This window comes from Agreia sp. PsM10 (genome assembly GCF_030433855.1).
Taxonomy (GTDB): domain Bacteria; phylum Actinomycetota; class Actinomycetes; order Actinomycetales; family Microbacteriaceae; genus Agreia.
On record NZ_JARUXC010000012.1, the window covers coordinates 80568 to 93883 of the forward strand.

The following is a 13316-nucleotide window of genomic DNA, read 5'->3' on the forward strand; positions in this document are numbered from 1 at the left end:
TCCGTCGTCTACAGAGTAGCTAACGAGGGTGGTCGAGGTCTTCGATATAGCGGTGAATGACGGCCAGGTCGTCGTCGCCGAGACCCGCCGCGACGAGGCCGTCGAACTGGGAGCGGAGCGCATCCAGAATCGGCGTCGACGTGGCCGTCTCGACGGCCGCAGCGTGGGCGAATGACAGATCTTTGACCATGAAGCGGGCGACGCCGGAGGGCGAGTAGTCGCGGGCGACGAGCCGGTCCTTCTTGGTCTCGAGGACGCGACTGCCCGCGTAGCCGCCCTGCAGGAGCGTCAGGAGGGTGTCGAGGTCGAGGCCCGACCGTTCGGCGATGACGCTGGCCTCGCTGACGGCGGCCATCGTCGCGGCCACGATGAGCTGGTTGCAGGCCTTGGCGATGTCGCCCGAGCCGAGGGGGCCGAGGTGCACGGGAGTGCCGCAGGCTGCGAGAACCGGCAGGGCGATGGCGACATCGCTGTCGGCGCCGCCGACCATGATCGAGAGGGTTGCCGCGGATGCTCCCTCTGTGCCGCCGGAGACGGGAGCATCGACGATGCGCATGCGACCGTCGGTCTGGCCGCGCAGCCGTTCGTCGGTCGAGCGGATGCCCGTGGGCGAGACCGAGGAGCAGACGACGACCACGCACTCCGTGTCGGCAGCGGCGATGCCGTTGTCGCCGAAGAGAAGCTCGTCGACCTGGGGCAGATCGGGGACCATGAGGATGAGGATGCTCGCCGCCGCCGCCAGCTCGACGGGCGAGTCGCGCCACGTCGCACCCGCGTCGAGAACGTCTCGGGCCCGTTCTCGAGAGCGGCCGGTCACGGAGACCCGGCCTGGAAAGGCCTTGATGAGATTCCGGGCCATGGGTGTTCCCATGTTGCCGAGTCCGATCATGCCGATCGAGGGATGTGCCGGGTGGGGGATCTCATGCGCCATTGACATGCGACCAGCATATAGAACACTGTTCACTGGAGTGAATAGCCGGGTAGACTGATTCATCCCAGCTTACGGATTTCTAAGGACGACGACGTGACCCGAGAAGACCAACGACTCCGCGTGGTGGCGGCGACCCCGATCAGCGAAGAGCTCATCGAGATGGTCGTTTCGCGAGAACCACGCATCGATTTCATCCGCGACCAGGCCCTGCTGCCTCCGATGAGATTCGCCGGAGACCATTCGGGTGACCCCGCGTTCGAGCGCACTCCCGACCAGCAGGTGCGGTTCGAGGAGCTGATCGACAGCGCCGAGGTGCTCTACGGGCTGCCCGACGAGTCGGCCACGGCGCTGAAGCGGGCGGCCGACTCGAACCCCGGGCTGCGCTGGGTGCAGGGGATGCCCGCCGGTGTCGGCGGCCAGGTGAAGAAGGCAGGTTTGACGGAGGAACAGCTCGAGCGTGTGGCCGTCACCTCATCGGCCGGGGTGCACGTCGGGCCCCTCGCCGAGTTCGCCCTGTTCGGACTGCTCGCCGGTGCGAAGACGCTTCCGCGCCTGCAGCAGCAGCAGCGCGAGCACCGCTGGACCGACCGGTGGAACATGAAGCACCTCGGCCAGCAGACGATCCTCGTCGTGGGGCTCGGAAGCATCGGACGCGAGACCGCGCGCAAACTGAAAGCGCTCGGCGCCACGGTCATCGGAACCAGCAGGCACGGCACACCGGTGGAGAACGTCGACGAGCTCGTGAGCACCGACGACCTCGCCGACGTCGTGGCCCGGGTCGACGGGATCGTCGTGACTCTGCCGGGCACGGCGGCCACGGAGAAGATGATCGACGCGCGCGTTCTGGCGAACGTCGTGCCGGGAACGACCCTGGTGAACGTGGGTCGAGGAACGGTCATCGACGAGGAGGCGCTCGTCGTCGCCCTCGACGACGGCCGTATCGGCTTCGCCGCTCTCGATGTGTTCGCGTCCGAGCCTCTTGCTGCTCAGAGCCCGCTCTGGGACTCGCCGCAGGTGCTCGTGAGTCCGCACACCGCGGCCGTCAATTCGGAGGAGGACAGGCTGATCGCCGAGCTCTTCGCCGAGAACGCGCGACGGTACCTCGACGGTGAGGAACTCATCAACCGGGTTGATACGGTCGAGTTCTACTAACCGACGGGCCACGGGTCCGAGCCGAGAGGGAGACGATGGCGATTCCAGACATCGACGCCGACAAGGGTGCGCTCGCCCCCGCGGTCGTGAAAGCCGTCAAGATCCTCGATCTGTTGGCCGAGACCCCGGGGCGTGCGCGGGCCCTCAGTGACATTGCGCGGGAGCTCGGCATCGCCAAGTCGTCCACCTCCAACCTCTGCGCATCCCTGGAGGAGGGCGGCCTGGTGCGCCGCACCGAAGGGGGTTTTCTGCTCGGGCGCCGCGCGGTCGAGCTGGGCAGCGCATATCTCGCCGGCTTCGACCAGATTCGAGAGTTCTATCGCATCTGCGAGGAATCCGAGGTGCTCCGCTCGCACCTCGTGCAGATCGCCATGCTCGACGGAGCGAGGGTTCTGTATCTCGCGGTCTACGAGGGGCGCGAGCGCTTTCCGCTCTCGGCCAGTGTGGGGGACCGCTATCCGGCATCGGCGACGGCCGTGGGCACGGCACTGCTTGCCGAGCTCGAGCCCGAGCGCATCGAGGCGCTCTTCCGGGAGCCGAGCCACCTCGTGACCCTGACGAATCGCTCCACCGCCGACCTGGCGTCGCTCCAGGCGAAGCTCGAAGAGACTCGCGCACAGGGATACGCGGTCGACGACGGCGAGGTGCACCTCAGCGTGCTCGGATTGGCCGTGCTCATACCGTCGAGTCGGGTGGGCGAGCCGTCGTTCAGCATCGGTGCCTCGCTCGTGCATCCGGGAGACACGGACGAGTTGCGCACCGAGGTTCTGAACGCCCTGCGCGCCGCCGCAGACGAGTTGACGAGGCCGCTTCTCGTCGCGTGACGGGCCACGAGAAAGTGACCCGAATTTAATTCGTTCAGAATGTTGAACTCCGTTCAGCATGGTGTTAGCGTCGGTCTCGTCGGGCAGAGCAGCCCGGGCAAGGGGAACGACCGTGACGACGAACCAACCATCCACACCCGCCAGGGCATCAGACGACCCGGACTACGCGGCGAATCTCAGGCGGGCCACCCTGGCCTCCAGTGTCGGGAGTGCTCTCGAGTACTACGACTTCGCGCTGTACGGCCTGGCCTCGGCGCTCATCTTCTCGAAGGTCTTCTTCACCGACCTCGACCCGGCCGCCGGTCTGGTGGCCAGCTTCGCGACATTCGGAGTCGGTTTCATCGCACGCCCGCTCGGAGGCATCTTCTTCGGAACCATCGGTGACAGGCTCGGCCGCAAGTGGGTGCTGCTGGTCACCATCGCGTTGATGGGCGGGGCATCCACGCTTGTGGGTGCGTTGCCGACCTACGACCAGATCGGGCTCTGGGCCCCAGCCCTGCTCGTGCTCATGCGCCTGCTGCAGGGATTCGGCGCCGGGGCCGAGCAAGCAGGAGCGACTGTGCTGATGGCCGAGTATGCTCCCGTGCGTCGGCGCGGATTCTTCGCTGCCCTCCCGTTCATCGGCATCCAGGCGGGCACGCTGCTCGCAGCGGGTGTCTTCGTGTACCTCGGCACGCTGCCCACCGAGGTGCTGCTCGCCGGCGTATGGCGCATCCCGTTCCTGGCATCGATCGTGCTCATCGGCGTCGCGCTGTTCATCCGGCTCCGCCTGCGCGAGAGCCCGACGTTCGTGCAGCTCGAGAAGCAGGACCAGGTCGCGGACAGCCCCCTCAAGGAGATCTTCACCAGCTCATTCCCCAACGTGCTTCGCGGCATCGGACTGCGCATGGCCGAGAACGGCGGCTCCTACCTCTTCAACACGCTGGCCGTGAGCTTCGTCGTCGGCACCATCGGCGTCGGCGCGTGGATCGGTCCGCTGGCCGTCGCCGTGGGATCGCTCGTCGGCATCGTGTCGGTGCCGTTCGCCGGTCACCTCTCCGACCGATTCGGTCGGCTGCCCGTCTACCGGTTCGGCGCGCTGTTCCTTCTGGTGCTCGCCTTCCCCGGCTGGTGGCTGCTCTCACTCGGCAACCCCGTCATCGTGATCGTGGTGATCGCCGTGGCCATCGGCTTCGGTGTGAACACGATGCTCGGATCGCAGTGCGCGCTGCTGCCCGAACTGTTCGGAAATCGGCACCGGTACATCGGCGTCGCCACGTCGCGCGAACTGAGCGCCGTCCTCGCCGGAGGACTGGCTCCCGTTCTCGGCGCATGGTTCATCGGAATCTCCGGCGGGGCCTGGTGGCCCCTGGCGACCTACGTGTTCGTGCTCGCCGCGATCACGTTCGCCACCACATTCATCGTGCCGGAGACCCGCGGTCGCGATCTGACCTCGCTGCAGGATGCGTCGCTCGACACGGACGAGGACGTGCGCACCCGCCCCACCGCCATCGTCTCGCGGAAGGAATACCTTGCCCGCGCCTCGCGCTGAGTCGGCCGTCACGCTCGCGGTCGCCCCCATCGTGATGATGGGGGTGACCGGGTCGGGAAAGTCCACGATCGGCGCGCTCCTGGCCGAGAGACTCGGGGTGCCGTTCATCGACGGCGACGACCTGCATCCCGAAGCCAATCGCGAGAAGATGCGCGCCGGCATCCCGCTCGACGACGACGACAGGGCGCCGTGGCTCGACCGGATCGGCGCGACGATCGCCGAAGCCCGGCGCGACGGCGTCGACGTGGTGGTGGCGTGTTCGGCGCTCAAGCGCCGCTATCGCGACGCCCTGCGTCGAGAGGCGGGAGACCTCGTGGTCGTGCACCTGCAGGGCGAACGTGATGTCATCGCGTCGCGACTGGATGCCCGGTCGCACGACTTCATGCCCGTCACGTTGCTGGCGTCCCAGGTCGACGCGCTCGAACCGCTCGGAGACGACGAGGTCCATCTCGTGGCCGACGTCACCCTCACCCCGGATGCGATGGTCACCTCGATCGTCGACCGCCTCGCCCCCTTCGCAAAGGATGCCCGATGACAGACCTCTTCGACCTCACGGGCCGCACCGCCCTCGTGACCGGCTCCAGCCGCGGAATCGGCCTCACGCTCGCCGGCGGGCTGGCGGCTGCGGGTGCGCGGATCGTGCTGCACGGTCGCGACCAGAAGACCCTCGACACGGCCCGGCGATCGTTGTCGGACGCCACCGACGCCGGGATCGGCACCGCCACGTTCGACGTCACCGATCCCGACGCCGTCGACTCGGGCATCTCGCGCATCGAGGACGAGGTGGGCGACATCGACATCCTCGTCAACAACGCCGGCATCCAGCGCCGCGCGCCCTTCACCGAGTTCAGCCTCGTCGACTGGAACGACCTGGTCGCCACGAACCTGTCGAGCGCGTTCCTCGTCGGACAGCGGGTCGCACGGGGCATGGTGCGCCGCGGATCCGGAAAGATCGTGAACATCGGTTCGGTGCAATCGCAGCTCGGTCGTCCCGGCATCGCCGCCTACGCGGCGACCAAGGGCGGCATCGCCATGCTGACCAAGGGCATGTGCGCCGATCTCGGTCCGAGCGGCGTCCAGGTCAACGCGCTCGCCCCCGGTTATTTCGCGACGGAGCTCACGAAGGCGCTCGTCGACGATGAAGCGTTCAGCGCGTGGGTGAAGACACGCACCCCGGCGGGTCGGTGGGGTGACACCCAAGACCTCGTGGGCGCACTCGTGTTCCTCTCGTCGCGCGCCTCGGACTTCGTCAACGGCCAGGTCGTCTACGTCGACGGCGGAATGACGGCGGTCGTCTGATGCGTATCGCGCGACTCGCGACGTCCACAGGCCCGAGCTACGCCGTGGCCGACGCGGCCGGCTGGCAGCACATCGTCGATCCCTTCGCGGATCGACTGCAGTACACCGGCGCCTCGACGGCCTTCGAGGACGCCGTGCTGCTCGCCCCGGCCGACCCTCGTGTTCTGCTCGGCATCGCGCAGAACAGAGGCAACAACGACCACGTGCTGCCCATTCAGGCCTGGTACAAGTCGCCGCACAGCGTCACCGGCCCGGAGGCCCGCGTCGCGATCGTGCGCGACGTCGGCACGGTGAACATCGAGGGAGAGCTGGCCGTGGTGATCGGTCGTCACGCGTCGAAGCTCACCCCGGAGAACGCCCTCGATGCGGTCCTCGGCTACACGATCGCCAACGATGTGACCAACGTCGACCAGGTTCCGATCGACGAGAAGAACTTCCAGAGCAAGAGCGGGGCGAATTACACGCCTCTCGGGCCGTGGATCGAGACGGACATCGCCGACCCCGAGTCCGTGCCCACCGGAGTGGCGATCAACGGAGTCGTGCTCGCCGAGTCGGGCTCGTTCAACCTCGGTTCGACCGTGGTGCAGACCCTCGTCTACGTGACCGGCTGGCTCGACCTCGAGGCGGGCGACGTCATCATGACGGGTGCTCCGCGAACCTACCTCCCCGTCGTGCCCGGCGACCGGGTCGACATCAGCCTCGGGGGCATCGGAACCCTCAGCAGCACGATCGTCTAGGAGGCGCATCCGATGAATTCCACTACTGAAGCACGTGAGGTCGACGACTCGACCGCGATCGGGGTTGTCGCGCACGCGAAGGACGACCTGCGCGTCGAGAACGTCGTGGTATCGACACCCCGGGCAGACCAGGCCGTCGTCGACATCGCCTACGGGGGCATCTGCGGCTCAGATCTGCACTACTGGCTGCACGGCGCGGCCGGAGAGTCGATCCTTCGGCGCCCCATGCTGCTGGGTCACGAGGTCGTGGGCACGGTGCGCATCGCCGCCGCGGACGGCAGCGGTCCCGCAGCGGGCACTCCGGTAGCCGTGCATCCGGCCACCCCCGGTGCGGGCGACGGCTCGCGCTATCCGGAAGACCGCCCCAACCTGTCTCCGGGGTGCACCTACCTCGGCAGTGCGGCCAGGGATCCGCACACCGACGGCGCCTTCGCCTCGCGCGTCGTGCTCGACAGCCGGATGCTCCGCGCGCTTCCCGAGGGACTGTCGCTTCGAGACGCCGCCCTGGTCGAGCCGGCCAGTGTGGCCTGGCATGCGGTCGCGCGCGCGGGAGACGTGCGGGGCAAGCGCGTACTGGTGATCGGAAGCGGTCCGATCGGAACCCTCATCGTCGCGGTGCTGAAACGCGCCGGTGCAGCGGAGATCATCGCGACCGACATGTTCGACGGCCCGCTCGCCATCGCATCCGCCGTCGGTGCAGACAGGGCGATCCTGGCGACGGATACCGACGCCATCGACGCGGTCGACGCCGACATCGCGCTCGAATCATCCGGCAGCCACCGCGGACTCGCCTCCGCCGTTCGCGGGGTCACCCGCGGCGGACGCGTCGTCATGGTCGGACTGCTGCCCTCGGGCGAACAGCCGGCACTCATCTCGATCGCGATCACACGGGAACTCGAGCTCGTCGGGTCGTTCAGATTCAACGACGAGATCGACGACGTGATCGCGGCGCTCGCGGACGGGTCGCTTCAGGTGGGCCCGGTAGTCACGCACGATTTCGCCGTCGAGGAGTCCCTGCGGGCTTTCGAGGTGGCCCGGGATTCGGCCGTGTCGGGCAAGGTGCTTCTGCGGTTCTGATGCGATTCAGCCGACAGCGGGTGCGTACTGGAGCCGCCTGCTGGACGGAACGTCGTAATCGCCCGTTTCTGGAAGCACGGACCGCAGGTAACGCTGGTTCGTTCCGCTGACGCTCAGGCCGTCGCCTCCGTATTGCTCGCAGCAGATGACTCCCTGGAATCCGCTCGATATGGCGATGTCGAGGGCTTCCCGGTAGTTGATGACGCCACCCTCCAAGGTTGAGGGCATTGCGCTGTACCTACCTGATTTCCTGTCTTCATCGCGCTGGTAGTTCTTCACGTGCCAGTAGTTCGCGAAGGGGAGCGTCCGCTCGAGAAGATCCCTCCAGTCGTCGATCGCGCGGTGCAGCCGCAGCAGGTTTCCGGTGTCGGGATTGAGGCCCACTGATTCCAGCCCGATGTCCTCGACGAGGTGCACGGCGGAATCGGCCGTGCCGAGGTAGGTGTCCTCGTACATTTCGAGGCTCAGAAGAACCCCGACCTCCGCCGCGTGTCTACCCAGCTCGCCTAGTCGCCTGACGGCCCGGTCCCACATGTCCGGGTCTCCCACCGGATCCTGGTGGCCCGTGACTGTCCAGAACCACAGCTGGTCCTTCTGTTCGTCGGTGAGTTCCTGGTGCAGTCCCACTGAAACGACTCCGGCGCCCAGGGCCGCGGCGGCATCTATCGCCCTATGACTGTAGGCGAGGTTGTCGTCGCCGTGTCGCGCGTGCAGCACACTGCGACGGATGAGCGAGATCGCGGGCGTGGTGAGGCCCGCGTCGAGGGCCGCGTCGGCGAAGTCCGTCAGTCTGCCGGGCGACAGATCGGCGGCACGCACCCACACATCCGTGAGGTCCACGCTTGAGAAGCCCGCCCTCGCGACCTGCCTGAACGCTGTGGCCCAGGCATCCGGTGTCGCATCCTGGGCCCGAGTGCCATCGCGCGCGATGGCGGGAAACTGAAGGAGTGCGACGGTGATGGGCCATGTGTCGGCACTGTAGAGCATAACTTTCCCTTTCGTTCGGGGTGCATCATGTACTCGTCGCCCGGGGCGGTGCGCTGAGAGAGCGCCCGCCCCGGCCAAGAGTCGGCCTACTTGCCCCAGACCTTTGTGAACACGTCGCGGTAGCCACTGTCGGGATCGAAGACGTCGCCAGTCGGCACATTCTTCACGGTGATGAGGCCGGGTGCCGGAACGAATGTCGACGGATCGGCGCCGGCGAACGCGCGGTTGGTCTCGTCGATCAGCTGCCAGGCCTCGAGTACGAGCGGCTCGGCGACGGTCGCCGACTGATAGTCGACGCTACGGATGCGCTGAAGCTCGGCGGGGTCGCCGTCGCCCGCAGCGACCGACTTCGGCGTGCCGGCCGGGTCCTTGCCTGCTGCGCGCAGGGCCTGCTGTGCTCCTCCGAAGTAGTTGCCGTTGATCGCGAGCAGGTAGGTGAGCTTGTCGCCCTGCTCCTGGAGGAGGTTCGAGATGAGTCCGGGCATCCTCTGGCTGGCCTCCGCTATGGGCGAATCGTTGTAGCTCAGCACGGAACAGCCGGAACACGCCTCAATGTAGGCCTTCATGGCATCCGCCTTCTTGACGGCGATGGGGTACTGACCGTCTGTGAAAATCGCGACGCCGGCCTTTCCATCCGAGTCTGCTACCGCGTAGGCGGCGGCGAGTTGCGATACCTGCAGCGGATCGGTGCTCACATTTGTGAATAGCCCGTTGCCGGGGCCTGTGTCGGCTCCGGCGTGCCAACCGATGACCGGAATTCCAGCATCGGCTGCCTGCTTGATCGAGCTTGCCGACTCGGTCGGGTCGGAGCCACCGAGGATGATCGCGTCGGACTTCGCGGCGATGGCCTGGTTGATCGCTGTCGTGCGGCCCTGGGCGGATGCTTTTCCGTCGTAGACGTCGACTGTCCAGCCCATAACGGCCGCGGCTTCCTGAAGACCGGTGGCGATGGCGTTGACCCCGCCGTTCGTCAGGTCGCCACCGACGTAGGCGATCTTTGCTCCCGGCTTCTGGGCCTTTGGCCCGTCGGCCGACGGAGTGAATCCGGTGGATGCGTTGAGGCTGTCATCGACGAGCTTCTTCGAGGCCTCGACGATGTCGCCCTCGGGGATGATCGAGGAGAAGTCCTCGGCGGCTGCGGTCGCAGCACCGGTGCCGCCGGACTCGCTGGACACGCTGCCGCTCGAGCATGCCGAGACGCCGAGGAGGGTGGCGACGGTCAGGCTCGCCAAGGCGACCCGGCCAACCGTTCTAATGATGGTCATGGCTCATCTCTCTTCTCTGTTGGTGAAGGACGCGGCGGCGTCGCCGCGCGGTTCTTCAGTGGTTTCTGTGGTGTCGGTGGTTTCTGCTGGTGGGGCGACGACGGGCGTATCGGCACGGGATGCGCGCCGGCGGCTCGCGAGGGAGGCGATGGTGATGGCGGCAACGAGGGTGAGGCCGTTGAAGAGCGGTTCGAGGAAGAACTGGCCGGGGATGAGCTGTTGCAGGCCCGAGATGCCGATCGTGGCGATGACCACACCGAGGATCGTTCCGAGCGCGTTGACGCGGCCGGGTTTGATCGTCGTCGACCCGAGGAAGGCCGCGGTCAGGGCGGGGAGGAGGTACTCCGGGCCGATGTTGGCCTGGGCGACGCCGGCCTGCTTCGACGCCAGTAGCACTCCGGCCACGGCAGTGAGCACGCCGGATGCGACCATGGCGGCCACCACGTACCGGCGTCGGTTGACGCCGGTCAGCTCGGCGGCCCGGGGGTTGGCGCCGACGGCGTAGAGGTAGCGTCCGGCCGGCAGGAACTCGAGCACGAGCCACAGCAGCAGGGCGAGCACGAGGGCGATCACGAACGGCCCGGGGATGGGCCCGAGCGACCACGTCGACAGAGCGTCGAAGGCGCTGGCCCGCACGCCGGCGTTGTCGGTCACCTGGCGTCCGCCCGTGGTCCAATAGGTGATCGCGAAGATGACCTGGCCGGTGGCGAGCGTCGCGATGAACGCGTCGACTTGGGCGAGCTCTACCAGCAGGGCGTTGAACAACCCCACGAGGGCGCCACCGAGCAGACTCAGGAAGATCACCAGTCGGTAGTCCATGCCGGCGATCTGCCATTGCAGGGCCATCACCTGCCACAGTCCGACTCCGTAGCCGATAGACAGGTCGATCTTGCCGGCCACCATCGGAATGGTCACGGCGATCGCGAGGATCAGCAGCGTCGACTGGCTCGATGCGAGCAGCTGAAAATTCAACAGTGTCGCGAAGGTGTCTGGCCGGGCTATCGCGAAGATCACGAAGAGAACCCCGGTCAGCACGACCATGCCGTAGACGGTCGTGAGCTTGCGGTACCAGGGAGCGGATTTCGGCGGCTCGAGTGCCGTCGACTTCAGCGATGTGTTCATTGTCATGATGCGCTCCCTTCGAGCACGGTGGTCTGTCGATCGAGGTCGGATGCGGCCGCAATCAGGTTTGAGATAGTCAGGTCTGCACCGGTGATCTCGGCGACTACCCGGCCCCTGCCGAAAACGATTGCCCGGTGGGCGATCGCGGTGACCTCCTCCATGTCGGTCGAGACCACGACGGCTGCGGTGCCTTCTCGGGCGGCATCGCGCAGGAGGGCGTAGATATCGGCCTTTGCTCCCACGTCGACGCCCATAGTCGGCTCTTCGAGCACGACGGCCTTGCGTCCCACGCCGAACCAGCGGGCCAGGATGACCTTCTGCTGATTCCCTCCGGAGAAGGTGTCGAGCGGCAGCTCAGGGTCGGACGGGCGCACGCCGAAATCGTTGATGTAGCGGCGGGCCGCGATCTTCTCTGCCCGCGCTCCGCGGAACTGCCAGAAACGCCTACCCCAAACCGCCGGATTCAGGAAGAGGTTCTCGCGCGCCGAGAGTCCGGCACCTACGGCCTCGCTCTCCCGATTAGAGGTCGCGAAGCCGACACCCGCTTGAACGGCGACGCGGGGGTTCTTGGGTGCGAACGCGGTTCCATCGAGCTCAAACGAGCCCGCAGAGACTCTGGCGTCTCCCGCAATGGCGCGGCCTATGTGCTCGTGGCCAGCCCCGCGAAGTCCGCACAGTGCGACGACCTCGCCGCGGTGCACAGCGAGTGAGACGGGGCCGACGTTTCCGACCTCCACTCGGTCGAGACGCAGTCGAACCTCACTCTGCGGGGCGTCGAAGGTCGGATTGACCGTGTTTCGCCCCACGATCAGATCGACCAGTTCGCGGTGACTGAGCGACGCCACCGCTCGATCGCCCACGACCTGCCCGCTGCGCATCACGACCGTGCGAGTAGAGATCTGATAGATCTCGTCGAGTCGGTGCGACACGTAGATCATGCCAACGCCAGAATCTCTGAGCCGCCTCAGCACCGAGAACAGGCGCTCCACGTCTTCGGCGGGCAGTGAGGCGGTGGGCTCGTCGAGCACGAGAAGCTTCGGCTTCGTGACGAGACCGCGCGCGATGGCAAGGAGGCTTCGTTCGGTGCGTGGCAGATCGAAGACCCTGGCATTCGGATCGATTCCTCCGCCGACGAGCTCGAGCACCTCGCTCGCTCGCCTCATCACCGCAGCATGGTCGATGAATCCCAACCGTTTCTGGTAGCCGAGCACTTGGGCGATGTTCTCAGCTACCGTCATCCATTCGATGAGGCCGAGGTTCTGATGGATGAAGGAGATGCTGCGGCGGGTCTGGCCGCTCGCGAGGTCGGCACCGGCGAGAGTCATCGTTCCGCTGTCGGGCTTGTAGACGCCCGCGAGCATCTTGATGACCGTCGACTTTCCTGCGCCGTTCTCTCCGAGCAGCGAGACGACCTCGCCCTGGTGAACATCGAAGCTCACGCTCTGAGCGGCGCGGGTGGCGAAGAACGACTTGTCGAGATTCCTGACTTCGAGCAGAGGAATCATGGGTACTCCCGTTCGGGTTGAGGGTGGGATCTTGCTGTTTTCGGCATGGCTGAGAGCCCCCGGTGTCGTGTGCTGAGACGCGGGTGAGAAAGGCCGGGATTGTGCGGGTCTAGGTCGCGGCTCCGGCGAGCTGCCTCGACAGCTTGCGCAGGTCGAGGATCAAACGGTCACGCAGCTCGGGTGTGGCGCGATACGACAGGAGGGTCGAACTCACGGCCGTGGGTTGGCGCAGCCCCGTGATGGCGACACCGAAGCACGTCACTCCTGTCGTGTTCTGCTGGTCGTCGATCGAGTATCCGCGTACGCGGATAGCGGCGAGGTCTCGTCGCAATTCGTCGACCGTGCGAAAGGAATGATTCGTGAGCCGAGGCATCTCCGTGACAGTTTCGAGACGGGCATTCATCTCGTCTTCGGGAAGCGACGCAAGCATCGCCTTGCCGAGGCCCGTCACCACAGCCGGCAGCCGGTGGCCCACGTCAGTGGCGAGGCGCACGGGCTGATTCCCGTTGTGCCGTGAGAGATAGAGCACGTCGAGACCGTCGAGAACAGCGATCAGAGCGGTCTCCTCGCGGAGCGTCGGCAGCATGTTCGCAAGGCGACGAAATTCCGAGACGAGATCGGTCGACGAGAGCACCGACTGGCCCAGCTCGAGCACCTTGTATCCGAGAACCCAGCCGCGAGAGAGCTGGCGCGCCATGCCCGCCGCCTGCAGTGTGGTCATCAGATTGGAGATCGAGGACTTCGCCATCCCCGTTGCTCTGGCGATCTCAGAGAGTGTGACCGGACCTTTGTTCTGGGCCATGACATCGAGGATGCGGACGGCGCGCATCACGGCGGGAACAGGGGTGGACGACTCCCTGGCGTCAGTGAGATCGATGAGCGTCAT

General features: G+C 66.5%; 13 protein-coding genes. 7 read left to right on the plus strand and 6 right to left on the minus strand.

The window, feature by feature from the left end:
* Positions 1-19 precede the first annotated feature (19 nt).
* Positions 20-937, minus strand: a complete 918-nt coding sequence (locus tag QCD70_RS14585; RefSeq protein ID WP_301217515.1) for an NAD(P)-dependent oxidoreductase — start codon at positions 935-937, stop codon at positions 20-22.
* An 87-nt stretch (positions 938-1024) separates the two neighbouring features.
* Here QCD70_RS14585 and QCD70_RS14590 point away from each other — a divergent pair, with 87 nt between their 5' ends.
* From QCD70_RS14590 to QCD70_RS14620, 7 genes are all read left to right on the plus strand, one after another.
* Positions 1025-2083 carry a D-2-hydroxyacid dehydrogenase gene (locus QCD70_RS14590; RefSeq protein ID WP_301217517.1) on the plus strand — a complete coding sequence of 353 codons (1059 nt, stop codon included), beginning with the start codon at positions 1025-1027 and terminating at the stop codon, positions 2081-2083.
* A gap of 35 nt (positions 2084-2118) precedes the next feature.
* Complete coding sequence (locus tag QCD70_RS14595; RefSeq protein ID WP_301217519.1) at positions 2119-2907, plus strand: IclR family transcriptional regulator; 789 nt, start codon at positions 2119-2121, stop codon at positions 2905-2907.
* 112 nt (positions 2908-3019) lie between these two features.
* A complete protein-coding gene (locus QCD70_RS14600) occupies positions 3020-4438 on the plus strand; it encodes an MFS transporter (RefSeq protein ID WP_055930299.1) in 1419 nt (472 codons plus the stop codon).
* On the plus strand, positions 4419-4973 hold the full coding sequence (locus tag QCD70_RS14605; RefSeq protein ID WP_301217523.1) for a gluconokinase: 555 nt from the start codon (positions 4419-4421) through the stop codon (positions 4971-4973). Before QCD70_RS14600 ends, QCD70_RS14605 begins: the two co-directional genes overlap by 20 nt.
* On the plus strand, positions 4970-5737 hold the full coding sequence (locus QCD70_RS14610) for an SDR family oxidoreductase (RefSeq protein ID WP_301217525.1): 768 nt from the start codon (positions 4970-4972) through the stop codon (positions 5735-5737). Before QCD70_RS14605 ends, QCD70_RS14610 begins: the two co-directional genes overlap by 4 nt.
* Positions 5737-6474, plus strand: coding sequence for a fumarylacetoacetate hydrolase family protein (locus QCD70_RS14615; RefSeq protein WP_301217527.1), 738 nt, complete (start codon positions 5737-5739; stop codon positions 6472-6474). The genes QCD70_RS14610 and QCD70_RS14615 overlap by 1 nt, the downstream gene beginning before the upstream one ends.
* 12 nt (positions 6475-6486) lie before the next feature.
* Positions 6487-7551 carry an L-idonate 5-dehydrogenase gene (locus tag QCD70_RS14620; RefSeq protein WP_301217530.1) on the plus strand — a complete coding sequence of 355 codons (1065 nt, stop codon included), beginning with the start codon at positions 6487-6489 and terminating at the stop codon, positions 7549-7551.
* A 6-nt stretch (positions 7552-7557) separates the two neighbouring features.
* Here the strand turns inward: QCD70_RS14620 and QCD70_RS14625 are convergent, their stop codons facing one another.
* From QCD70_RS14625 to QCD70_RS14645, 5 genes are all read right to left on the minus strand, one after another.
* Positions 7558-8538, minus strand: coding sequence for a sugar phosphate isomerase/epimerase family protein (locus tag QCD70_RS14625; RefSeq protein WP_301217532.1), 981 nt, complete (start codon positions 8536-8538; stop codon positions 7558-7560).
* A gap of 86 nt (positions 8539-8624) precedes the next feature.
* Complete coding sequence (locus QCD70_RS14630) at positions 8625-9803, minus strand: substrate-binding domain-containing protein (RefSeq protein WP_301217534.1); 1179 nt, start codon at positions 9801-9803, stop codon at positions 8625-8627.
* 3 nt (positions 9804-9806) lie between these two features.
* On the minus strand, positions 9807-10931 hold the full coding sequence (locus QCD70_RS14635; RefSeq protein ID WP_301217536.1) for an ABC transporter permease: 1125 nt from the start codon (positions 10929-10931) through the stop codon (positions 9807-9809).
* On the minus strand, positions 10928-12430 hold the full coding sequence (locus QCD70_RS14640; protein ID WP_301217538.1) for a sugar ABC transporter ATP-binding protein: 1503 nt from the start codon (positions 12428-12430) through the stop codon (positions 10928-10930). The genes QCD70_RS14635 and QCD70_RS14640 overlap by 4 nt, the downstream gene beginning before the upstream one ends.
* Before the next feature lie 109 nt (positions 12431-12539).
* Entirely contained in the window at positions 12540-13316 is a 777-nt protein-coding gene (locus QCD70_RS14645; RefSeq protein ID WP_301217540.1) for an IclR family transcriptional regulator, read from the minus strand.